General features: G+C 69.6%; 18 protein-coding genes and 3 pseudogenes. 13 read left to right on the forward strand and 8 right to left on the reverse strand.

Going from position 1 to position 22,348, the window contains the following annotated elements:
• Positions 1 to 87 precede the first annotated feature (87 nt).
• The 6 genes from ABZ453_RS36025 to ABZ453_RS36050 form a co-directional block, all read right to left on the reverse strand.
• On the reverse strand, positions 88 to 1,230 hold the full coding sequence (locus ABZ453_RS36025) for an LLM class flavin-dependent oxidoreductase (protein WP_359021811.1): 1,143 nt from the start codon (positions 1,228 to 1,230) through the stop codon (positions 88 to 90).
• Positions 1,231 to 1,277: 47 nt separating this feature from the next.
• Positions 1,278 to 2,462: an SfnB family sulfur acquisition oxidoreductase gene (locus ABZ453_RS36030; RefSeq protein WP_359021813.1), complete on the reverse strand. Its 1,185-nt coding sequence runs from the start codon at positions 2,460 to 2,462 to the stop codon at positions 1,278 to 1,280.
• 5 nt (positions 2,463 to 2,467) lie between these two features.
• Positions 2,468 to 3,025, reverse strand: a complete 558-nt coding sequence (gene ssuE / locus ABZ453_RS36035; RefSeq protein ID WP_359021815.1) for an NADPH-dependent FMN reductase — start codon at positions 3,023 to 3,025, stop codon at positions 2,468 to 2,470.
• 66 nt (positions 3,026 to 3,091) lie between these two features.
• Positions 3,092 to 4,309 (reverse strand): acyl-CoA dehydrogenase family protein, encoded by a 1,218-nt coding sequence (locus tag ABZ453_RS36040; RefSeq protein ID WP_359021817.1) that lies wholly within the window; start codon positions 4,307 to 4,309, stop codon positions 3,092 to 3,094.
• A 380-nt stretch (positions 4,310 to 4,689) separates the two neighbouring features.
• On the reverse strand, positions 4,690 to 5,814 hold the full coding sequence (sfnG, locus tag ABZ453_RS36045; RefSeq protein ID WP_359021819.1) for a dimethylsulfone monooxygenase SfnG: 1,125 nt from the start codon (positions 5,812 to 5,814) through the stop codon (positions 4,690 to 4,692).
• A 160-nt stretch (positions 5,815 to 5,974) separates the two neighbouring features.
• Positions 5,975 to 6,058, reverse strand: coding sequence for a putative leader peptide (locus ABZ453_RS36050; protein ID WP_350760414.1), 84 nt, complete (start codon positions 6,056 to 6,058; stop codon positions 5,975 to 5,977).
• A gap of 136 nt (positions 6,059 to 6,194) precedes the next feature.
• Between ABZ453_RS36050 and ABZ453_RS36055 the strand changes: the two genes are divergently transcribed.
• Positions 6,195 to 7,121, forward strand: coding sequence for a LysR family transcriptional regulator (locus tag ABZ453_RS36055; protein WP_359021821.1), 927 nt, complete (start codon positions 6,195 to 6,197; stop codon positions 7,119 to 7,121).
• 318 nt (positions 7,122 to 7,439) lie between these two features.
• Here the strand turns inward: ABZ453_RS36055 and ABZ453_RS36060 are convergent.
• Positions 7,440 to 7,628, reverse strand: a pseudogene (locus ABZ453_RS36060) (fic family toxin-antitoxin system, toxin component); the annotation flags it as partial.
• Between the two features lie 388 nt (positions 7,629 to 8,016).
• On the opposite strand from ABZ453_RS36060, the gene ABZ453_RS36065 reads away from it, so the two are divergent.
• The 12 genes and pseudogenes from ABZ453_RS36065 to ABZ453_RS36120 all read left to right on the forward strand — a co-directional run bounded on the left by ABZ453_RS36065 (position 8,017) and on the right by ABZ453_RS36120 (position 21,174).
• Positions 8,017 to 8,700 carry a helix-turn-helix domain-containing protein gene (locus ABZ453_RS36065; RefSeq protein ID WP_359021823.1) on the forward strand — a complete coding sequence of 228 codons (684 nt, stop codon included), beginning with the start codon at positions 8,017 to 8,019 and terminating at the stop codon, positions 8,698 to 8,700.
• Positions 8,701 to 8,963: 263 nt separating this feature from the next.
• Positions 8,964 to 10,544, forward strand: coding sequence for an ABC transporter substrate-binding protein (locus tag ABZ453_RS36070; RefSeq protein ID WP_359021825.1), 1,581 nt, complete (start codon positions 8,964 to 8,966; stop codon positions 10,542 to 10,544).
• Between the two features lie 124 nt (positions 10,545 to 10,668).
• A complete protein-coding gene (locus tag ABZ453_RS36075) occupies positions 10,669 to 12,099 on the forward strand; it encodes an amidase (RefSeq protein WP_359021827.1) in 1,431 nt (476 codons plus the stop codon).
• Positions 12,096 to 13,127: an ABC transporter permease gene (locus ABZ453_RS36080; RefSeq protein WP_359021829.1), complete on the forward strand. Its 1,032-nt coding sequence runs from the start codon at positions 12,096 to 12,098 to the stop codon at positions 13,125 to 13,127. The genes ABZ453_RS36075 and ABZ453_RS36080 overlap by 4 nt, the downstream gene beginning before the upstream one ends.
• Positions 13,117 to 14,964 (forward strand): dipeptide/oligopeptide/nickel ABC transporter permease/ATP-binding protein, encoded by a 1,848-nt coding sequence (locus ABZ453_RS36085; protein ID WP_359021831.1) that lies wholly within the window; start codon positions 13,117 to 13,119, stop codon positions 14,962 to 14,964. The genes ABZ453_RS36080 and ABZ453_RS36085 overlap by 11 nt, the downstream gene beginning before the upstream one ends.
• The gene (locus tag ABZ453_RS36090; RefSeq protein ID WP_359021833.1) at positions 14,964 to 15,782 is read left to right on the forward strand and encodes an ABC transporter ATP-binding protein; all 819 of its coding nucleotides are present in this window, start codon (positions 14,964 to 14,966) and stop codon (positions 15,780 to 15,782) included. The genes ABZ453_RS36085 and ABZ453_RS36090 overlap by 1 nt, the downstream gene beginning before the upstream one ends.
• Positions 15,773 to 16,085 (forward strand): annotated as a pseudogene (locus ABZ453_RS36095) (agmatine deiminase family protein); the annotation flags it as partial. The gene ABZ453_RS36090 and the pseudogene ABZ453_RS36095, both read left to right, overlap by 10 nt.
• A gap of 129 nt (positions 16,086 to 16,214) precedes the next feature.
• Positions 16,215 to 16,767 (forward strand): annotated as a pseudogene (locus ABZ453_RS36100) (TetR family transcriptional regulator C-terminal domain-containing protein).
• Positions 16,768 to 16,940: 173 nt separating this feature from the next.
• On the forward strand, positions 16,941 to 17,381 hold the full coding sequence (locus ABZ453_RS36105) for an Lrp/AsnC family transcriptional regulator (protein WP_359021835.1): 441 nt from the start codon (positions 16,941 to 16,943) through the stop codon (positions 17,379 to 17,381).
• A gap of 49 nt (positions 17,382 to 17,430) precedes the next feature.
• Positions 17,431 to 20,400 (forward strand): aminotransferase, encoded by a 2,970-nt coding sequence (locus tag ABZ453_RS36110; protein ID WP_359021836.1) that lies wholly within the window; start codon positions 17,431 to 17,433, stop codon positions 20,398 to 20,400.
• Between the two features lie 62 nt (positions 20,401 to 20,462).
• Entirely contained in the window at positions 20,463 to 20,762 is a 300-nt protein-coding gene (locus ABZ453_RS36115) for an FAD-dependent monooxygenase (protein WP_359021838.1), read from the forward strand.
• Positions 20,647 to 21,174 (forward strand): FAD-dependent monooxygenase, encoded by a 528-nt coding sequence (locus ABZ453_RS36120; protein ID WP_359021839.1) that lies wholly within the window; start codon positions 20,647 to 20,649, stop codon positions 21,172 to 21,174. Before ABZ453_RS36115 ends, ABZ453_RS36120 begins: the two co-directional genes overlap by 116 nt.
• 456 nt (positions 21,175 to 21,630) lie before the next feature.
• Here ABZ453_RS36120 and ABZ453_RS36125 read toward each other — a convergent pair whose 3' ends face one another.
• Positions 21,631 to 22,254, reverse strand: coding sequence for a hypothetical protein (locus tag ABZ453_RS36125; RefSeq protein ID WP_359021841.1), 624 nt, complete (start codon positions 22,252 to 22,254; stop codon positions 21,631 to 21,633).
• Between the last annotated feature and the right edge of the window lie 94 nt (positions 22,255 to 22,348).

The following is a 22,348-nucleotide window of genomic DNA, read 5'->3' on the forward strand; positions in this document are numbered from 1 at the left end:
TGGAGTTTCGTCGGTGCCCCTTGCTGGGGGACGGTGCTTGCCGTACACCACGTCCGTGGACGTGACCACGCCTGGCGGGGTGCGGAGTCAGCCCGCGAACGGCACTTGAGCCGAAGCCACTTCCTGCTTCCCTGCCGGATGCCGCCACAGGCCCTGTGCGGCGAGCCGTGGCAACACTCCCTCCCCGAACCAGTACGCCTCCTCCAGATGCGGATACCCGGACAGCACGAACTCCTCTATTCCCAGTGCGGCGTACTCCTTGATCCGCTCGGCGACCTCGTCATGACTGCCGACCAGCGCGGTTCCCGCACCACCGCGCACCAGACCGATGCCGGCCCATAGATTGGGGTGGATCTCCAGAGCGTCCCGGCTTCCGCCGTGCAGGGCGAGCATCCGCCGCTGCCCTTCGGACTCGCTGCGCGTGAGCCCGGCCTGCACCGACCGCACGGTCTCCGGATCGAAGCCCGCCAGAAGACGGTCCGCTTCTGCCCAAGCCTGCTCGGAGGTATCGCGTGTGATGACATGAAGCCGGACACCGAAGCGCGGCGTCCGCCCTTCCTTCGCCGCGAGCCCGCGAATCCAGGCGATCTTCTTCGCGACCTGCGCGGGCGGTTCGCCCCAGGTGAGGTAGACGTCGATGTACTTGGCGGCGACCTCGCCGGCGATGGGGGAGGAGCCGCCGAAGTACACCTGCGGTACCGGATCTGGCACGCGGGCCAGCTTCGCATCCTCTACCCTAAGGTGCTCCCCGGCCAGGTCGACGGTCTTGCCCTCCCACAGCTCCCGAACGATCCGCAGAAATTCACCGGTACGGCGGTATCGGGCGTCCTTGTCGAGGAAGTCCCCGTACGCCCGCTGTTCGTGGCTCTCGCCGCCGGTGACGACGTTGAGCAGGAGCCGTCCGCCGCTCTGCCGCTGGAAGGTGGCGGCCATCTGGGCGGCGAGCGTGGGCGAGACGAAGCCGGGGCGGAAGGCGACCAGGAACTTCAGGCGTTGGGTGTGCTGGCTGACCATGGCGGTGGTCAGCCAGGCGTCCTCGCACCAGGCTCCGGTGGGGGTGAGCGCGCCGACGAAGCCGAGATCCTCAGCGGCGCGAGCGATCTGGCTCAGATAGGCGACCGTCGGTGGCCGGTCTCGTCCGGAGGCGGTGGCCGGGGTGCCGTGGCCGCCGCCGACGACGTGGCGGCTGTCGCCGTTGGTGGGCAGGAACCAGTGGAAGGTGAGGGACACGGGGTCTCCGATCAGAGATGTGGGGAGCGGGACGGCGTCGATGTCCTTCAGAGCAGGCCGTGGCGGGGCGGCCGGGCGCCGTTGAGTACGTGTCTACCGATGTGCTGGATCTTCCAGCGGGCAGGGTCGTGCAGGGTGTGGGTACGGGCGTCGCGCCAATGCCGGTGCAGATTGAGGGAGTTGAGCGCCGATCGGGTACCGGCCACTTCGAAGAGCGCGCTCGCCACGTCCACGGCGGCGCTTGCTGCCTGCACCCTGGCGGCGGCCACCGCGATGGACGCCTCGGCGGCGGAGTCGTCGGTGAGGTCGGCTCGCGCCGCGTCGACGGCATGTGCGGCCTCGCGCAGCAGTGCTTCGGATGCTCGTACCCGGAGGGCGAGTTCACCGAACTGCTGGATCAGCAACGGGTCCTCGGCCGCCGTCTCGGCACCGCTCTCGAACCACGGACGGCTCTTGGTCCGTACGAACTCCGCAGCCTCTGCCAGTGCGCCGCAGGCGATCCCGGTGTCGATGGCGGCGTGCAGCAACTGCGCGACGGCGCCGTGGAGTTGCGGACCCTCAAAGGTGAGGTGGTGGGGCAGGACCCGGTCGGCGGGTACGGGGACGCCTTCCAGGCGGACGGTTCCGCTGGCGGTCGTCCGCTGGCCCAGGCCGTCCCAGTCGTCGATCACCGTGAGGCCAGGGGCGTCCCGCGGCACGTACGCGACGTGCAGGTGGTCGTCCACGGCTCTGGCCAGCACCGGGATCCAGTCGGCGAACAGGGCGCCGGTGCAGTAGTGCTTGACGCCGTTCAGGACGTACGAGCCGTCCGGCCGGGGCTGAAGCCGGGTGCGGATGTCCTGGACGTGCTTGGTGCCCGCCTCCGACTGGGCGTTTCCCAGGCGGCGGCCGGCGAGCAGCTCGGCGAAGAAGAACTTCTGCTGCTCTGCGTCACCCTGACGTCGGATCACATTGACGTAGGCGAAGTGGCTCTGCGGAATCTGGGCCAGGCTCGCGTCGGCTGTGGCGAGCAGCCTGAAGATCTCGGCGAGGGTCAGGGCGCCGACGTCCGCTCCGCCGTGTTCGGCGGGCACGGTGACGGCGAGCAGCCCGGAGGCGGAGAGCTTGTCCAACTCAGCACGGGGGAGCCTTCGTTCGGCGTCCCGGCTGGAGGCGCCGGCACGGAACTCGGCGGCCAGAGCGGCTGCGACGGCGAGGGCTTCGGCGTCGTCGGCGATCACTTGCACGGACATGGCGCTCAGCTCGCCGTGGCCAGGACCGGTGTGGTGCGGCCGAGGGCCGCCGAGAACTGGTCGACCACCTGGGTGAGGGCCTCACCGGTGGTCGGCGTGACCGTCAGGGAGCCGTCCTCGTGCACGGTGATGTCCTTGTCGAGGGTGAACCAGCCCTGCACGATGTGGGCCGCGCCCATGGAGCTGAGGACGGGGCGGAGGGCGTAGTCGATGGCCAGGACGTGCGCGACGGAACCACCGGTGGCGAGCGGCAGCACGGTCTTGCCGGTGAGGGCGTACTGCGGAAGCAGGTCGAGCAGTGCCTTGAGGACACCGGAGTACGACGCCTTGTACACGGGAGTTCCGACGACGACGCCGTCGACGCGGTCGAAGAGTTCGGTGGCCTCGATGATGGCGGGGTGGCGGAAGTCCGCACCGAGCAGGGCCTCGGCGGGGATGGTACGCACGTCGAGCGGGATCACTTCGTGGCCCTGCGCACGCAGCCGGGAGTCGAGGTGACGCAGCAGGCGGTTGGTGCGGGACGAGGCGGAAGGGCTGCCGGAGACGGACAGGACGCTGGGCATGCGGTCCTCTTTCTGGAAGCCCGGGGCACCCGGCGGCGTTGTGCCGGGCGCCCCGGTCGGAGCGGGTCAGGAGTACCAGGTGGGCTCGGGCAGTTCGCCCTCGAGGACCCAGCGGCCGACCTCGCGCCGCTTGTAGGCGACGGGGTCGTGCAGAGTGTGGGTGCGGACGTTGCGCCAGAAGCGGTCGAGGCCCTCGGCGGTGTTGGTGGCGCGGGCGCCGGTCACCTCGAAGATGCGGTTGCCGATCTCCAGGGAGACGTCGGTGGCGCGGGCCTTGATGGCGGCCACCCGTACCTCGAATTCGCCGCGGGTCTGTGCGGTGACCGCGTCCGGGTCGTCGTGCAGCTTCTGTCCCTCCGCGGCGACGGCGTCCGCGAGAGCCTCGGCTGCCCACAGCTTCGCGGTGAGATCGCCGTAGATGTCGATGACGTAGGGCTCGTCGACCGCGCGCTCGTAGCCGCCGTGCAGCCACGGCCGGGACTTGGTGCGGGTGTATGCCGCCGCCGTCTCCAGGGCGCCGCCGGCAATGCCCAGGTAGAAGTTCACGAAGACCAGCTGGATGGTGGGGACGTTGAGGGTGTTGTACGTCCGTGGCTGGAACTTCTTGTCGACGTAGCCGAGCGCGGACGCCCACGGCGTGCGGACGCGGTCGATGGTGGCGCCGCCGCTCTCGGTGAGCCGCTGGCCGATGTTGTCCCAGTCGTCGTGGAAGGTGAGGCCTTCGCTGTCCGAGGGGACGACGGCGAAGACGTGCAGTTCGGTGCCGTCCAGGACGCCTTCGAGGACGGTGACATCGGAGACCTTGCTACCGGTGGAGAAGGTCTTGCGGCCGGTGAAGACGAGGTCGCCCCCGTCCTCGGTGACGATGACGTCTTTGTCACGTGGGTTGACGGCCCCGCCGAAGAACCAGCGGTCGCTGGTGGCCTCGGCCTCGATCCGCTGCCACTGGTCGCGGGTGCCGACCAGGCGGGCGGCCCAGAACCAGAGGTAGTGGTAGCCCAGGAGCTGTCCGATGGAGCCGTCGGCCTTGGCCACCTCGCGGACGACGCGGTAGGCGGTGGGCCAGTCCTGGCCCGCGCCGCCGTGCTCGGTGGGACCGAGCAGGGTCACCAGGCCCGCGTCCTTCAGGAGCTGCACCTCGGCATAGGGGGTGGCGCCGGCACGGTCGCGTTCGGCGGCGTCGGTGGCAAGGACGGCCGCGACCTCGGCGGCGCGCGTGGTCCAGTCCTGGGCGGTCTGCGGGGCGGGGCTGCTCTGCCAGTCGGCGGGCGTTGCGGTGCTCATCGGGATTCCTCCGTGGATACCCCCGCCTTGGGGCGGGGGAGGAAACGGACTCCTGCGGAGCAGGGCAGGGAAAGCCGATGCGCCGCCAGGGCGGATCGGCTTTCACCGCCAACCAGCCGCAGGTAAGGGGTAGTTTGTTTGGCGTCCGGTCGGCGATAGCCACGCTGGCCGGGCCTACCGCCGGGCTGGCGGGATGTCAGGTCTGTGGAGCTGGCGTAAGACTGCTGGGCGTACCCACGTCCCTTGCCGTTGGTTCGGGGCAGCTGCTGTCTGAGAAGCAGAAAGCTCAACCCGCGAGGGAAGAATCTCCCTGCTTCGGCTGGGGGAGAAGTCAAGAGTGTCGGTCTCTTTTCGCGGTGAGGTGCGGAGGGGACGAAGCGTCAGACGTGTGCGGTGACGGGCGCGGGCTCGGCGTCCGTTGCCGGAAGCTGGGCCTCGAGCTCGCGGACCAGGGGCAGCACGCGCTTGCCGAAGTACTCGACTTCCTCCTTGTAGTGCAGGAAGCCGAGGAGGAGGAGGTCGACGCCGAGCTTCTTGTAGGCGACGACACGTTCGGCGATCTGTTCGGGGGTGCCGATCAGGCCGGTGCGGAAGCCGTCGTTGTACTGGACGAGGTCCTCGAAGGTGGAGTCCTGCCACATGCCCTTGCCGTCGGCGGTGGACTGCCCGGCCTGTTTGACGGCCGCGCCGAAGCCCTCGACGGCGTCCGGGTCCGCCTTGGCGACGATCTCCCGGAGCGTCTCGCGAGCCTCGGCCTCGGTGTCGCGGGCGATGAGGAAACCGTTGAGGCCGAACTTGGGGGCCGTTCGGCCGGCTTGAGCCGCAGCCGCTCGTACGTCGTTGAGCTGCTCTACGACACCGTCGAAGTCCTTGCCGTTGGAGAAGTACCAGTCCGAGACCCGGCCGGCCATCTGCCGGGCTGCCGTGGAGTTGCCCCCCTGGAAGATCTCCGGGTGCGGGCGCTCGGGAGAGTTGAGGGGCTTGGGCTTGAGGGAGAAGTCACGCAGCCGGTAGAAGTCACCAGCGAGTTCGGTGTGGTCCTCCGTCCAGATCTGGCGCAGCGCGCGGATGAACTCCTCGGAGCGACGGTAGCGTTCGTCGTGTTCCAGCCAGGGCTCGCCCAGGGCTGTGAACTCGCCTTTGAACCAGCCCGAGACGACGTTCACCGCGAAGCGGCCGTTCGACAGGTGGTCGGCGGTGGCGCCGAGTTTGGCCAGCACGCCGGGGTGCCACAGGCCGGGGTGGACGGCGGCGATGACCTTCAGGCGCTGTGTGGCCAGCAGCAGGGCCAGGCTGAAACTGGTCGACTCGTGCTGGTACTCGGCGCCGTAGCTGGCCATGTAGCGGACCTGGCTGAGGGCGTACTCGAAGCCGTTGTTCTCGGCGAGGACAGCGAGTTCGCGGTTGTATTCGTACCCCCAGTCGGTGCGCTGTTCGATCTTGCTCGTGACCAGCCCCCCACTCACATTGGGGACCCAATAGGCGAATTTCACGGGCGCGGGCATGCGGAACTCCTGTTGCGGAAAGAAGTCTCGGGCGCGCCGAATCCCGCCTAAATTGTGAAGGCATGCGGAATTCAGGCGATAAAGAGAATCGGGGAAACGCGGCACATGGCCTGTCCGTGACAGGTGCGGCGTGGCCGAAGGACGCGGTAGATCCGGAGAGTCAGGCCGCAGCGCAACAAGAGGCGCTGGAGACGCGCGCGAGGTCGACGTGGCGTCGCCTCGTGAGATCCAGTCGCATCTTCATGTCACCGATCGTGACAGGGGCCGGTCCGGGTAGTCAAGGAAAACCCGACCGGTCTTGTATCGCGGACCATTGAATTTCACGAGGGTGTCACAGGGAAACCCTTGAACAACCGCAGCCGAACGCAAATGCTTTGTTCGTGCGGACAGAACAGCTGGAGTACATCGCTGCGGTGACCAGACTCGGCTCACTGCGCCGGGCCGCGGAGGAACTGCGCCTTTCACAGCCCGCGCTGAGTGAGACCGTCAGGAATCTGGAACGGGAACTGGGAGTCGATCTCCTGGAGCGCAAACGGACCGGAGCGACGATGAGTGCGGAGGGGCGGGAGCTGCTGCCGTACATCATCAATGTGCTGGAGGCGGTGGACCGGTTGCGGACCGCGGCCGGCGAACAGCACCACATCAGCCGCATGGTGCGGGTGGGCACGGTCAACGCCGCGACTGTTCCCCTGCTCGTTCCGGTGGTGAGGGACTTCCGCGCCGCGCATCCGCTCACCCAGGTCGAGGTGGTCGCCGCCCAGCAGGCCGACATCAGCCGGGCGCTGTCGGAGGGCGGTTTCGATCTGGGCCTCGTCAACCACCTGGACGGTGACGACATGCCCGCCGGCTTCGAGTCCACGCAGTTGCTGCATGGCCGGCCGGTGGTGTGCGTGCGCCCCGACAGTCCGCTCGCGTCCCTGCCCGCGGTGTCGGCGGACGACCTGCTCGCCCAGCCGCTGATCGCCATGCGCTCCGGCTATGTGATGCACCGATATGTCCACCGGCTCCTGGGGGGCCGCACCCCATCCTTCTCGTATTCCACTGACGGCGCCGAGATGGGCAAGCTGATGGTCGCCGAGGGCCTGGGGGCGACGGTCCTGCCGGACTTCAGCGTCATCGGGGATCCGCTGGAGAGGCTGGGCACGATCACGTACCGGCCGATCGCCGGGGACATGACCCGGGTGCTGCTGATGCTGCAGCGACGCAAGGCCGAGTCCGTGCCGCAGGCGGCGCGGGATCTGCATGAGGTGTTCGTGCGCCGGGCGCGGGAACTGGGAGGAGGGCTGACGGCCGAGCGGCCCGGCTGAGGGCAGCGAAGCCAGCGTTCCGCCGGGAGCCGATCGGAATCCGGCGGGCGCTCGGGAATCGATGAACCAGGATCGGGGAACGATCACCACCCACATGGGGAGGGATCTTCAGAGCCTGATGCCGTCGCAGGTCACGCGTATTCGTGAACATCCCGCAGCGCGGACCTGGCCCGCGACGACACCGCCGGCTGACACGCCACCTCACCCCACCCCGGCAGGCGGTGCCTCTTGCTTACCCGTTCTGCCTACACCACACACGGTTCGCTGCTCCCTCCCCGAACGGCGAGCATCCATACGGGGGCGCAAGCCACCGGACGGTCAGGCAACGCTCCAGGCGCGCATTTGACGGCCGATCAGGCCAACCCCTATCGCGCCGGAAGCCGCGTCCCGCACCAGGGCGACCGCTTCCTTCGGCGGATAGGCCAGGCGGCATCCGTTCAGCGCGAGGTAGGCCTCCGCGTAGTGCCAGGCGAACGCCTCGTCGGAGTGCTCCAGACACGCCAGGCGCACCCGACATCAGGGCGGACCACTCCTGTCATGCGGGCCCGGGGCGAGGGTGAGGAAGAGGACCGCGTCGGCAACCTCTGTGGATGTGGCGAGGCGGCGGAGCGGGATCGGGACTCAGCTCGGCTGTGTGTTCGCCGGGCGTGCTGCACCAGACGTCGACCGACGCCTTCGCCGACAGCGTGCGCGGGCTCGGACCTGTGACTCTACTTTTCTTCTTCCACTGTGGAGACTGTGACCGGAGGGATAGTTGGGGGCATGGCCCCCTCGGTGACCGGGCCCAGGATGATCCGCTCAACACCAGTCGCCTAGGCTGGTCTTATCGTCAGCCGGTAAAGGGGTCCAGGCTGCGGCAGCGTGGGCTCGCCGTCCGTCCGAGGGAGGCGTTCGAGTGGCAGGTGCCAGGGGTCAGGCGACGAAGAGGCTCCAACGGGGGACTCTTTCCCAAGGGCTCATCGTTGAGACTGCGCTGCGGATCCTCGACGAGGATGGGCCGGACGCGCTGACCTTCCAGCGACTCGGCAAGGAGCTGTCCTCCTCCGCGACCGCGGTCTACCGGCACTTCGCGAGTCGCGACCACATCATGGTCGCCGTCGCGGAGGAGCTCGACAGGATCTCCCTCGACGGGTATGAGCCGCACCAGTCGTGGACCGATTCGCTGCGGGATCTGGCGATCCGTGCCTGGAACACCGCGCTCGACCACCCGGCGGCCGCCGCGCTCTCCATGGGGAGAGTCACCCGGGGCGTTCACGAGTTGCGCGCCGTCGACGCCGTCCTGGAAGCGTTCCACCGCGGCGGCTGGCGCGGCCGGGAGGCCGTCCTGCACTACCAGGCCATCTCGAACTTCATCCTCTCCATGGCGAGCAACAACGCCTGGCGGCTCGTCAACCAACGGTTCGGCGCCGAGGTGAACTGGGTGCAGGAATACCAGTCGGCAGATCCTGACGCGTACCCCTACGCCGAGGCGGCGAAGGAGTACCTGCGCAGCGTCGACATGACCGAAGTCTTCCACCGGCAGATGGATATCCTCCTTGCCGCCCTCGAGGCGGAGGCGGCGACGCTTCCGCGCGACTGACACGCGTCAGCCTTCGCGGCCAGCGCCCAGCAGCGTTCTCATCGAAATCGGCGGCAAGGGTGACGCGTGTGCCAAGTTAGTTAACGCTATTGACTACGTCGTTCACTTGGCGGCATCCTCTCCACACCGAGTGCTCCACGGCTCGCTGCCGAGCAGCGTCCACCGAGCTCCGCGCGCACCGCCTCCACCCGAACTGCTCGCGCTCGCCCCGCTCGATCCCTTGCGACCTGCGCAGAGCGCAACATCCCTCTCCAGGAGCACCCATGCGCCAGACCCGTACCCACGTGGTCCCAGTGACCGCAGCCGTCGCCATGACGGCCGTGCTCGCCGGCTGCACGACCACAGGATCGACGTCCCAGAACTCGGGCGGCGACGGTGCCGCAACGGTGACGAAGATCCGGACGACGATCGACGTGCCGGCCGGCTTCGATCCGGCCAAGGCGTTGTCCCTGCCGGACTACCTGCTCGCCCGCAACAGTTACGACACCCTCGTGCGCAAGGACGAGGGCGGGCTTGTCGGCGGGCTCGCCACCAAGTGGACGAACACGCCGACCTCGGCCACGTTCACCCTGCGCACCGACGCGACCTGCGCCGACGGGACGCCGATCACGCCGACGGTCGTCAAGGGCTCCCTCGACCGATTCGTCGACCCGAAGACGGCGGCGCCCGATGTCCCCACCGTCTTCGGCCCCGGCAACACGGTGACAGTGACCGCCGACGACGCGGCGCGAACGGTGAAGATCACGCTCGCCAGGCCGTGGGGCGCCATGGTCACCGGCCTGTCGGTCGCGAGCACGGGCATTGTCTGCCCGGCGGGACTGAAGGACCTCAAAGCCCTTGCCGTGGGTAAGGCCAAGGGGTCCCAGTCCGGCCCTTACCTTCTTCAGAAGTCCCAGTCAGGCGTCTCGTACTCGTACACGCTTCGCCCGGGGTACAAGGCATGGCCGGCCTGGCGTACGAAGATCCCCGGCAAGGTTGCCTCCACGATGGAGTACCTGGTCTCGCCCGACCCCACGGCGACCGGCAACCTCGTGAGGAGCGGCCAGCTCGACATCGGCAAGATCGACGCCTCCGGTATCCCGCGCTTCGACGGCGCAGGCGGCTACTCCGTGAGCGTCAGCCGGTTCTCCGACTTCTACCTGCTCTTCAACGAACGACCCGGCACGGTCTTCGCCGACGTCGCCACCCGCCGGGCAGTCGCCCAGGCCGTCGACCGCGCCGCCTTCGCCAAGGTCGCCTCGAAGGACACGGGTGAGCTGTCGACGATGTTCGTGCAGAAAGGCACCCCCTGCAACGATCCTGGCACCTCCTACCTTCTGCCGACGGACAAAGCCTCGGCGACGACCGTGCTCAAGGGCAAGAAGATCCGCCTCGTCGGCCCCCAGGTCGTCGGCCCGGCCGGCGCCGGAAACCAGTACATCCAGGAGGCGCTGCGGGCCGCGGGCGCGGACGTCACCCTCTCCAACGTCGACGTCGGCACGTGGGTCGGGACCGTGTTCGGCAAGCCCGACACCTGGGACCTCACGGTCTTCGCCGACCTCAACTTCCTCGGCAGCCTCGCCAACCCGCTCGGCCACTTCGTCGGTCCGACCGTCCAAGAAGGTGGCGGCAACCTCGGCGCCGTGAAGAACCCCGTGGTGAACAAGGCCTTCGCCCAGGGCGCCGAGGCGACGACGGAGAAGGCTCGCTGTGCCGCATACCAGACGGCTGCCAAGGCCCTGATCTCGCAGGCGGACGCGGTGCCGCTGGTCAACGACCCGTTTATCTATGCGCTGCGCAAGGGATTCAGCGCACAGATGCTGGGCGGCTCGCTCGACGACCCCATCCTGCGCATCACCCGCTGACAGACAGGCGTCCACACACGGCGGAGACCCGCGCGGTCGGATCCAAGCGTCCCGCACAGAGGGGCCCCGCGCCGTTTCGACGTCCTGCACCGATACCTTGCACCGTTCCGACAGGAGCCCCCTGGTGATCGACCCTTTCAGCACCGCCCAGCAGATCGCCGACCTCGTGCGCACGAAAGAGGTCAGCCCGGTGGAGGTGGCCGAGACCTACCTCGACCGCATCGAGCGGATCAATCCGGCCGTCAACGCCGTTGTCTGGCTCGACGCCGACGCCGTGCGCGCGGCGGCCGTCCATGCCGAGCGGGCGGTGCTGCGCGGCGATCCGCTCGGCCCGCTGCACGGCGTCCCTATCCCCATCAAGGACCTCAACTCCGTTGTGGGACAACCCAACACGATGTCCTCACTGGCTATCCGGGACACCCCGCAGACGGTCACGGACCCCGACATCCAGCTCCTCCTCGACGCCGGCGCGATCCCCCTCGGCCGGACCAACTCGCCGGAGTTCGGTGCGCTGACCGTCTCCGAGAACGCCCGGCACGGCAAGACGCGCAACCCGTGGAATCCCGCGCACACCTCCGGCGGGTCGAGCGGCGGTGCGTCGGCGGCCGTCGCGGCCGGGCTGGCCCCGGTGGCACACGCCTCCGACGGCGGCGGATCGATCCGGGTTCCGGCGTCCGTCACCGGCCTCGTGGGCCTCAAACCGAGCCGGGGACGCGTGCCCGCGTTCGTCCGAGGCTGGGAACACTCGACGACCGAAGGCGCGATCACCCGAACCGTGCGCGATGCGGCCCTCATGCTCGACGTCATGGGCCGTGCCGACCGGCTCGCCTGGTACAGCGCGCCCGAACCCGGCCGCCCCTACATCGAGGAGGTCGGTGCCGACCCCGGCCGGCTGCGGATCGGCCTGCTGCTCGACGCGCCCACTGGGCTGCCGGTCGACGAGGAGTGCCGCAAGGCGGCGCTGACAGCCGCGCAGGCATTGCGCGACCTGGGACACGACGTCGTCGAAACCCACCCGACGATGTTCTCGTACGAGGCGATCATGGGCTTCACCTGGACGATCATCAGTGCCTCCACCTACGCCATCGAGCTCGACGATCCCGACGCGGTGGACCCCTACATCCGGCGCCGCCGGGAGACCGCCCTTGAGGTCACCGCGGGCGACTACGCCCGGACGGCGGCCCGACTGCAGGCCGAGTCACGCGAGGTGGTCGCCCAGTGGGGCCGGGACTTCGACGTTCTCCTCACCCCGACCACGGCGGTCGTGGCCCCACCGGTCGGCCCCGTGTACGACGAGGCGAACTCCGACCCGGACGGGCCGCGGGCCACCGAGACCCGGATGGTCTCGTTCACCGCGTTCGTCAACATCGCCGGGCTGCCCGCCATCTCGTTGCCCGTCCATACGACCGCGGACGGCCTGCCGGTCGGTGCGCAACTCATTGGCGCGCCCTACGACGAGGCGACGCTGTTGCGACTCTCTGCCCAGCTCGAACCGCGGTTCCGCTGGTACGAGCGGCATCCGGACGACGCTGCGCTCGCGGCGGGGGCGCTGTGAGCGCCGGGGCCGCGGTCCCGACCGGGCCGCTGCAGGCCGCACCCGTCAGCCGCGTTGCCCGGCTGCGGCTGGGCGGTGGCTGGACCGGGTTCGCCGTTCGGCGGGCGGGCGGGCTGCTGATGTCCATGCTGCTGCTCATCGTCGTGACATTCCTCATCGTGCCCCTGCTGCCCGGGGACCCGGCCCGCGCGATCGCCGGAACCAACTCCTCCCCGGCCACGCTCGCGGCGATACGCGAACGACTGGGCCTCGACGAGCCGCTGACGACGCGGTTCGTCCACTACCTCGGCGACATGGCGTCCGGACGGCTCGGCACCTCGTTCCGGTTCAACACACCGGTCGCGGACATCGTCGCGACCCGGTTGCCGTACACCATCCAGCTCGTCGTCCCGGCCGTCCTGCTCTCCCTGGTCATCGCCGTTCCGCTCGGCATGGCCGTCGGTGTCCTCACTCGTGACGGACGCCGCCGCCGGCTCGGCGTCGGTTTCGGCACGCTCGCCGGCCTCCTCGCGTCGGCGCCGGTCTACGTCGTCGCGACCCTCCTCGTCGTGCTGTTCTCGATCAGCCTCGGGCTGCTGCCGTCCGGCGGCGCCGCGACACCGAGCGCGCTCATCCTGCCGATCTCCGCGCTCTGCATCGGCCCGGCCTTCGCCATCGCCCAGGTCGTCCGGCAGGAGACGGCCTCGGTACTCGCCCAGGACTACATGAGGACCGCGCGCGGCCACCGCCTGGGATCCGTGCGGCTCCACCTCCGCCACGCGCTGCCCAACCTCGTGACGAGCGTCCTTACCCTGAGCGGTCTCGTCCTCACGTCCCTGCTCGGCGGGACGATCATCCTGGAGAACGTCTTCACCTACCCCGGGCTCGGCACCGAGATCGTCCAGGCGATCATCTACAAGGACTATCCGGTGATCCAGGGCATCATCCTCGTCGTCGGCATGCTCGCCCTCCTCGTCAACCTCCTCGTGGACGTCGTCCTCGGGATCGTCGACCCGCGCACGCTCGAGGGAGGTCGTCGTGGCCACTGACGCGACCGTGCGCCGATGGCGCCGCAACCCGTCGCTGCTGTCCGGCGCGGTGATCCTCGGTCTGCTCCTCGTCGTGGCCGTCGTGGCCCCGCTGCTGCTGAGCGGCTCCGCCGAGACCCTCACGGGCGACGCCCGGCTCGGGCCCGGTGCCGAGCATCTCCTCGGCACCGACGCCTTCGGCCGTGATGTCCTCGCCCGGGCGCTCGTCGCGACCCGGCTCACCCTGCTCATGGCCGCTGCTGCCACCGCTGCCTCGTTCGTCGTCGGCGTCGCGATCGGCGCGCTGGTCCACCTCGCACCCGGGTGGCTGCGCGAGACCTGTCTGCGGCTCATCGACTCGGCGGTGGCCTTCCCCTCACTCGTTCTCGCCCTCGTCATCGCGGCGGTGCTCGGGCCCGGCATGGGGTCGGCGATTGTCGCGATCGCCGTCGCAGGCATCCCTGGGTTCGCGCGGTTGACGGCGAATCTCGCCGCGACCGTCGCGGACAAGGACTACGTCCTCACCGCGCGCCTGCTCGGCGTCCCCGGCCTACGCATTCTGGGCCGGCATGTCCTGCCGAACATCAGCGGGCCGCTGCTGGTGCTCCTCAGTTCGAGCTTCACCCTGGCCTTGCTCGACATCAGCAGTCTGTCTTTCGTCGGCCTCGGTGTGCAGAACCCGCAGTACGACTGGGGCCGGCTGCTCAACGAGGCGCTGCCGTCGATCTTCGCTCAGCCGTCGGTCGTCCTGGCTCCGTCCATCATGCTCATCGTCACCGGTGTGGGCGCCATGCTTCTCGGAGACGGCGTGGCCTCACTCGTCGACCCGCGAACCCGCGTCACAGCGCACGCCCCGGCCAAGACGGCGGACCCGGCAGGACCGGCCGTTCCCGCACAGGACGGCGCGGCACAGGCGCCTTTGGCGTCGGGCACTGAGGGGGCAGCGGCCGGCACGGAGCCGGACGGCCTGCTGACCGTCGCCGGGCTGACCGTGCGGGCCGGCGACCGGACACTCGTCGACGACGTGTCGTTCACCATCGGGGCCGGTCAGATCGTCGGCCTCGTCGGCGAGTCGGGTTCGGGCAAGTCCACCATCGCCATGGCGGTCGCGGGCCTGCTCCCCGAGGGCGTGCGGGCGAACGCGTCGCGCCTTGCCCTCGGCGACCTCGACCTGCTCGGAACACCGCCGCAGCGTCGCCTCGCGACCGAGATCGGCATCGTCTACCAGGACCCGATCGGCACGTTCAATCCCGCGCTGAGGCTCGGCACGCAGCTCACCGAGGTGGCCAGGGTGCATCTGGGGACGCCCCGGCGTCAGGCCGCGCGGGACATGGTCCGCGCCCTGGCCGACATCCACGTCACCGAGCCGGACCGGCGGCTGCGCCAGCACCCGCACGAGCTCAGCGGCGGCATGCTCCAGCGGGCCTCGATCGCCTCCGCGATGACGTCGAAACCGCGGCTGCTCATCGCCGACGAGCCGACGACGGCACTCGATGTCACCGTCCAGGCGGAGGTGCTGCGCCAGTTCCGCCGCATCAACCGCGAGCACGGTACGGCGATGCTGTTCATCTCGCACGACATCGGCGTGGTCGGCGTGCTCTGTGACACCGTCCTGGTGCTCCACGGCGGCCGGGTCGTCGACCGGACGACGGGCGGCGACCTGCGCCGGGGGACGGTCACCCACCCCTACACCCGCGCGTTGCTCGCGGCGACGCCCGCCGCGGTCGAGGCCGGAGGAACCCTCAGCGCGGTCCGGTGGACGGCCGACGCGCACGCGGCGCAGCCGGGCGGGACGCCGTCGGACGACCTTTCCGACAAAGCCGCGGACCGCCCCCAGGCCGCGGAAGGGAGCCGCTGATGTCCGCCACCACCACACCGGACCCGCAGGCGGCCATCCCGCTGCTGCGCGTCGAGGACCTCACCGTCGAGCTCGGCCACGGCGTCGCGGCCCGCAGGGTGCTCAAGGCAGTCTCGTTCGACATCACCCGGGGCAGCACCCTCGCACTCGTCGGAGAGTCCGGGTCGGGCAAGACGACGCTCGCGCGGACACTCGTCGGCGTCCACAGGCCGTCGAGCGGCCGGATCCTCGTGGACGGCGCCCCGCTGCGCACCTCGCGCGGACGGGCGGGAGCCGCGACGGTCCAGATGATTCCCCAGGACCCGTACTCCTCCTTCGACCCGCGGCGCACCGTGGCGCAGTCGCTCGCCGAGGCACTCGATCCGATCCGGGCCAGGGTCAAACCGGTCCGGACACGGATCGCCGAACTGCTCAGCCAGGTGAGCCTCGACCCGGATGCCATGGACCGCTACCCGCACGAGTTCTCCGGCGGCCAACGGCAGCGGCTGGCGATCGCACGGGCCCTCGCACCACGTCCCCGGTTCGTCATCGCCGACGAGATCACCTCAGCCCTCGACCTGACGACCCAGGCCGAGATCCTCAACCTGCTCGCCGATCTGCGCCGTCGGCTCTCGCTGACGATGCTGTTCATCTCACACGACCTGGCCGTCGTCCGGCACATCAGCGACACGGTCGCGGTCCTGCTGCACGGGGACCTCGTCGAGCTCGGCCCGACCGGACCCACCTTCACCAGGCCGAACCACCCTTACACCGCTCAACTCCTCGCGTCCGTCCCGGGCGACCCGAGGTTCCGCCTCGATGAGCCCGCCACGACGTGACGCAGGAGGTCGTCGGCCTGCTGAAGGCGCAGACCGACGCGCGCGGCCGCCGCCTGGAGGTCGTCGAGGTGCCCGCCCCGAGGCCGCCGGCCGCTGGGCCGACAACTCCCACATCAACCACTGTCTCTGCAACGGCGGCGTCGTCCTGTGCGGCTTCGGCGCCCCCGGGACGAGATCGCGGCCGGTATCTTCCGTCGGCTGTTCCCGCAGCGGGCGGTGACACTGGTGGACGCGCGGCCGATCTTCGCGGGCGGCGGCATCCACTGCATCACGCAGCAGCAGCTGAGGACCGTGGTCGGGTAGCACTTATGGGTGAGCGCGCTGACCTGTGTCACCCGCGGACGACGGCTGGCCCGGCCGCTGCGGCTGCGGCTCCTGCCCGAGGCGCCGACCTGCCCGGAGCACGACGGGCGCACGTACCTCGACGGCGCCATGGGGGACCTCGGCGTGCAGGGATTCATGATGGCCGCCGGGCCGCGTGACACCTTGGTGATCCATCCCGAGGACACCCGCGGCCCTCTCCTCTACTACCTTCGCTCCAAGGACGAACTGCTGCTCCAGGCCCTGGAGTCGAGCGAGGGCCGGCCCCGTGCCGAGCGCGGCCGACTGCTGACCCGCACCACGTCCGCACGTGAGTGGCTTGACGCGTACGTCGACCTGTACGTGCCCGACGGCCACCGGGACCCGCACTGGACGCTGTGGCTGGAGGTCTGGAACCGCTCGCAGAACGCCGACGACGCGGCCCGCGACCGCCAGGCCGCGATCGAGGGCACCTGGCACCGCGACCTGGTGGCACTACTGGCGCAGGGGGGTGTCGAAGGGCGAGTTCCGGCGGGTCGACCCGGACCGTTTCGGCGCCCGGCTGCGGGCGCTGCTCGACGGGTTCTCCATCCAGGCGGCGATCGGGCTGCGGGGCACGGACCGGGCGCAAGTCATGGGCCACGTACGGGAGTTCCTGGACGACAGCCTCCTCGCGGCCTCTTGAGTCAACGTCCAGGTCGTACGCGATCCCGCGGATCGCCCCTGTAGCGCTCACGGGAACCCGCACACACGATTCGCTCGATTCCATCGCCATAGCACTTGAATCAAGCGTATAGATCAGGCATTGTGCTTGAAACAAGCGCAATGCCTGCCGTTCGCGCAGGAGAGAGGTACTGCATGGACGACATCGACCGGGCCATCCTGCGGGAGCTGCAGGTTGACGGCCGGATCCCTTATGCCGATCTGGGCCCGAAGGTGGGGTTGTCACCCTCGGCCGCGAGGCTCCGGCTGCAGCGGCTGATCGACACCAAGGCGGTCCAGGTCGTCGGAGTGACCGACCCGATGACCATGGGCCAGCAGACGATGGCACTCCTGGGCCTGCGCATCGACGGCGATCCCCGGGCGGTCGCCGATGAACTCTCCCGGCACGACGAAGTCGTGTACACGGTCCTGACGGGCGGCCACTTCGACGTGTTCGCGGAGGTGGTGTGCCCTCAGCCCCGGGATCTTCTGGACTTCATCAACGACGTCGTACGGCCCGTCGAGGGCGTCGCGTCCGTGGAGAACTTCCCCTACTTCGCGATTCACACGCACCGCTTCCTGTGGCACGTCGACTGAGGCATCCGAGCGTCCCAGCCTGTTCGCCCACACCAGCCGAGGAACCTGCATGCTGCCCGACCGACACCGCACGATCGACTTCTTCACCGAGGACGCCCTTCCCACACCCCGGATGGTGCCGGCCGAGGCCGAGCTCATCGCTGCCGAACACCTCGGCATCACTGCTCGCGCGCAGGCGCTGGGCAGCCAACAGGACGCCAACTTCCTGCTGCACACCGACGACGGGACGCCGGCGGCGATTCTGAAGATCGCCAACCCCGCCTTCGGTATGGCCGAGATCGACGCCCAGGACGCGGCAGCCGACCTGATCGCCTCAACCTGCCCGGAACTGCGCATCGCCACGGTCCTGCGCCGTCCTGACGGCCGCCCGCGGCGCACGACGGTGGACACCGAGAACGGTCCGGCCGTCGCGCGCCTGCTGCGCTACCTGCCGGGCGGCACGCTCTCGGGACCACGGCACCTGCCCCCCGGCACCGTGGCGGCCATGGGCACGATCGTCGGAAAGGTCAGCACCGCCCTGCGCGACTTCCGGCACCCGGGCCTCGACCGCGTGCTCCAGTGGGACCCGCAGCACGCCGATCGCGTCGTCGCCAAGCTCGCCGGGCACATCGACGAACCCGACCGGCGCACCGCCGTCCAGACCGAGACCGCCCAGGCCTGGGCACACGTCCACAAGCTCGCCGCCACGCTGCCGTCCCAGGCCGTGCACCTGGACCTCACCGACGACAATCTGATCCGCTGTCCCGACAGCCGTCCGCCCATGCCGGACGGGGTGATCGACTTCGGTGACGTCACCACGAGCTGGGCGGTCGGCGAACTCGCCGTGTCACTGTCCTCGATGCTCCACCACGACGGCATCGAGCCTCACCACGTGCTGCCGGCCGTCCGCGCCTTCCACGCCGTTCGGCCGCTTTCCCCCGAGGAAGCCGACGCGGTGTGGCCACTCGTGGTCCTGCGCGCCGCCGTCCTGGTGGCCAGCGGGCGACACCAGGCCGCCGTCGACGAGGACAACGCCTACGCCAAGGACGCGCTCGACCACGAATGGCGCATATTCGAACAGGCCACCTCGCTGCCCCTGCCGGTGATGATCCGCCTCATCAGGGACGCCACCGGCATGGCCGACGTACCTGCCCGGGCCGCGCAGGCCGGTGCGCCGGTGCGCCCTCTCCTGCGGGACGTCGTCGCCGACGACATCGCCGTCCTCGACCTGTCCACCGACGCCGATTCCCTCGACCACGGAGCGTGGACGGACGCCGGCACCGAGGCCCGGTTGGTGACGTCCGCGCTCGCGGACGGAGCGGCGGCCGTCGCCACCCGGTACGGCCGGGCGCGACTCACTCGGACACCGGCGCTGTCGGCGGTGTCCACCGCCACAGTGCCCACCGGAATCGACCTCTGGCTCGGCCGGGATGCCGTGGTGCAGGCGCCCGTCGCGGGGAAGGTCCTCACGGCGGCGCCGGGCCACGTGCAACTCACCTACGACGCGCAGGTGCTGTCGCTGTCCTTCCCCCACACGGCCCAGCCCGTGGTCACCACCGGTGCGACGGTGCAGGCGGGTGAGGACATCACCCACCTCAGCTCCGGTACCTCGGTCCACGTTGCGCTGCGCGATGCCGACGGCCCCGCCGCCCCGCGCCTGGTCCGTCCCGAGTACGCCGCCGGCTGGCTGGCGCTCACCGCCGACCCCGCCCCGCTCCTCGGCCTCCCGGCCGACTCCGGCCGTACGCGCGAGAGGGACCTGCTCGACCGGCGCGACGCCGCGTTCGCCACCGTACAGGAGCACTACTACGCCAACCCTCCCCGTATCGAACGTGGTTGGCGCCACCATCTGCTGTCCACCGACGGCCGGTCGTACCTCGACATCGTCAACAACGTCACCCCATTGGGCCACGCCCACCCCCGCGTACAGCAGGCGGTCTCCCGGCAGTTGCGGCGGCTCAACACCAACTCGCGCTTCCACTACGCCTCCGTGGTGGAGTTCACCGAGCGCCTCGCCGCCCTCCTCCCCGACCCTCTGGACACGGTGTTCCTCGTCAACTCCGGTTCAGAAGCTGTGGATCTGGGCCTTCGCCTGGCCATCGGGACCTCCGGGCGGCACGACGTCGTCGCGCTGCGCGAGGCCTACCACGGCTGGACGTACGCCTCCGACGCGGTCTCCACCTCGCTCCAGGACAACCCGAACGCCCTGGCCACCCGCCCGAGCTGGGTGCACACCGTGGACTCGCCCAACTCCTACCGCGGCCGCCACCGCGGGCCGGACGCCGTGCGCTACGCACCCGAGGCCGTCGCGGTGATCGACGAACTGGCCGCCGCCGGACGCCCGGCGGGAGCATTCATCGGCGAGACCTTCTACGGTAACGCCGGGGGAGTCGCCCTTCCCGACGGCTATCTCGCCCAGGTGTACGCGGCGGTACGGCGTCACGGCGGCCTGGCCGTCGCCGACGAGGTCCAGGTCGGATACGGCCGTCTGGGACACTGGTTCTGGGGCTTCGAGCAGCAGCAGGCCGTCCCCGACATCGTCTGTGTCGCCAAGGCCATGGGCAACGGACACCCCCTCGGCGCCGTCATCACGTCCAAGGCGGTCGCGGACCGCTACCGCGACCAGGGCTACTTCTTCTCCTCCACCGGCGGCAGCCCCGTCTCCAGCGTCGTGGGCCTCACTGTCCTGGACACCCTGCGCGACGAGGACCTCCAGGGCAACGCGGCGCGCGTCGGCGGCCATCTCAAAAGCCGCCTTGAGGCACTGGCCGACCGCTACGGCATCATCGGCGCCGTCCACGGCTCGGGCCTCTACCTCGGCCTCGAACTCGTCAGGGACCGCGTCGGCCTGGAGCCCGCCACGGAAGAGACCGCCGAACTCTGCGACCGCATGCTCGACCTCGGCGTGATCGTCCAGCCAACCGGGGACCACCTCAACATCCTCAAGATCAAGCCACCGCTGTGCATCGACACCACCGCGGCCGACTTCTTCGCCGACATGCTCGACCTGGCCCTCACCCAACTCGGCCACTCCCGCTGACGTCCTGCAGCGGAGCGCCTCTCGTCCGGCTGGAGCAGGGCGGCACCGAGGTGCGTCTCCATGTGAGAGGTCCCGCCGGTGAGAAGGTGCTGGTGCGTGCCCAGTACGTGGTCGCCGCGGACGGCGGCCGCAGCACGATCCGCACCCACCTGGGGATCCCCCTGGTCGGGGACACCCATCCACGCAAGTGGGTGGTGGTCGAGTGCGACAACGATCCGCTCGACGCCCCCTACACCGGCCTGCACTGTGATCCGAAACGGCCGTACGTCTGCGTGGACCTGCCCTACAACTACCGGCGCTGGGAGTTCGTGCTCTTCCCCGGCGAGGACGCCGAGGCGATGCTCCAGCCCGAGAAGGTATGAGCTGCTCACCGGCCATGTGCCCGACCCGACGGCGCTCAACATCGTCCGGGCCCGCGTCTACACCCACCACTCGCGCGTCGCCGCCCGCTTCCTCGACGGCCGGATCTGCCTGGTGGGCGACGCCGCCCATCTGATGCCCCCGTGGGCCGGTCAGGACATGAACACCGGAATCCGGGACGCCACCAACGTCACCTGGAAGCTCGCAGCCGTGGCCACGGGCCGGGCGCACCCGCGGATCCTGTCCACGTACGACACTGAGCGACACGCGCACGCCACGGCGATGCTCGGACTGTCGGACACCCTTGGCCGCGTGCTCTCATCGACCAGCGCCGGGGCGGCACGCACCCGCGATGTTCTGCTCCGCGCTCTCACGAGGGCGCCCCAGGTGCGCGACTGGCTTCTGGAGGGCTGACGGAGCCCCGACCGGGCGTTCTTCGACCTGCCTCGGCCTTTTGGCCAGGCCGGCATGACACACTGCGAGGTACCAGCCGCCGCTCACTTAATCATGACCGTACCGGCCGCACGCTCGATCGACTCGACCACCACACCGGCTGTATGTGGCAGCAACCGCCGCATACCCTCTGAACCGCACACCCGGTGGATGCCCAATGCAGACTGGGTACGTCACAAGATCCCCGACAGAGCCGAATCCCGTGGCCGTCAGGGGGGCGGTAAGTGGCCGCCTATGGGGAGCTTGTCATGGCGCCATCAGTGAGCCTGGGCTGCACCGTCGCCGGCCTACGTCGAATCCCGCTGCCGGCGACGCCTTCCGGCCGCCTCCGAGCTACCGGGAGCACTCCGCCTGCGGCCTGGTATTGGCTTCGGCCGGGCGTCCATGGTGGCGAAAGGGAGACTCACCCTCCGCTTCTCAGCCACTGTGCGCAGCCTGCCGGGGGAGCCAGATCTGGCCCTTGACGCGATCCGGGTGCCAGGAGCCGACCGGGCCGTAGGTCACGTACTGACGCACGGGGTCGTGGAGCCGGTACAGCCGCTGGCCGTCGGGGGGCGCAGTGACCGCATACGCCAGGTGGCGGTCGACCAGTTCATCGAGGAGATCCGCGGCCATTCCCGGTGACGGAGTCACCTCGGTCACCATGTCGTCGGCACTGAAGTCGCCGTTCACGTTCCTCAGCCGGAGCAATGCGGCCCGGAGCGGAGTCGGCAGCGAGCTGTAGTAGGCCGCCACACTGGCTTCCAGCGACAGATCGCCGATGCGCAGGAAGCGAAGCCGGTCCTGCTCGTTGGTCAACCGGTCCGCCAGATCACGCAGCGACCGGTGCGGTCGCCCTGATAGCCACAGCCCGGCGATGTGGAGAGCCAGAGGCAGACCGCCGCAGAACCGCAACACCCTGGACGCGGCCGATCGCTCTGCAGCTGTGCGGGCGGTGCCGAGCAGGTCCTGCAGCACCCGAAGGGCGTCCGTGTCGCTGAGGGCATCGATACTCTGACGAAATTGCCCGGTAAGAGCGGGCAGTTCACGGCGCGCGGCCACTAGGGAGCGTATTGCGTTGTGATCATTGGGTGGTCCGGGTGAGTTCTCTGAGCCAGATCATCGAGCCGCGGAGGTGAAGGCCGGCGAGGTAGCT

Source organism: Streptomyces sp. NPDC005799 (genome assembly GCF_040630525.1).
Classification (GTDB): Bacteria; Actinomycetota; Actinomycetes; order Streptomycetales; family Streptomycetaceae; genus Streptomyces; species Streptomyces griseorubiginosus_B.

Bases quoted from the DNA above. Each gene is read 5' to 3' on its own strand.
- ABZ453_RS36030 (WP_359021813.1), bottom strand. From the start codon at position 2,462: ATGTCCGTGCAAGTGATCGCCGACGACGCCGAAGCCCTCGCCGTCGCA.
- ssuE (WP_359021815.1), bottom strand. From the start codon at position 3,025: ATGCCCAGCGTCCTGTCCGTCTCCGGCAGCCCTTCCGCCTCGTCCCGC.
- ABZ453_RS36040 (WP_359021817.1), bottom strand. From the start codon at position 4,309: ATGAGCACCGCAACGCCCGCCGACTGGCAGAGCAGCCCCGCCCCGCAG.
- sfnG (WP_359021819.1), bottom strand. From the start codon at position 5,814: ATGCCCGCGCCCGTGAAATTCGCCTATTGGGTCCCCAATGTGAGTGGG.
- ABZ453_RS36050 (WP_350760414.1), bottom strand. From the start codon at position 6,058: ATGAAGATGCGACTGGATCTCACGAGGCGACGCCACGTCGACCTCGCG.
- ABZ453_RS36070 (WP_359021825.1), top strand. From the start codon at position 8,964: ATGCGCCAGACCCGTACCCACGTGGTCCCAGTGACCGCAGCCGTCGCC.
- ABZ453_RS36090 (WP_359021833.1), top strand. From the start codon at position 14,964: ATGTCCGCCACCACCACACCGGACCCGCAGGCGGCCATCCCGCTGCTG.
- ABZ453_RS36105 (WP_359021835.1), top strand. From the start codon at position 16,941: ATGGACGACATCGACCGGGCCATCCTGCGGGAGCTGCAGGTTGACGGC.
- ABZ453_RS36110 (WP_359021836.1), top strand. From the start codon at position 17,431: ATGCTGCCCGACCGACACCGCACGATCGACTTCTTCACCGAGGACGCC.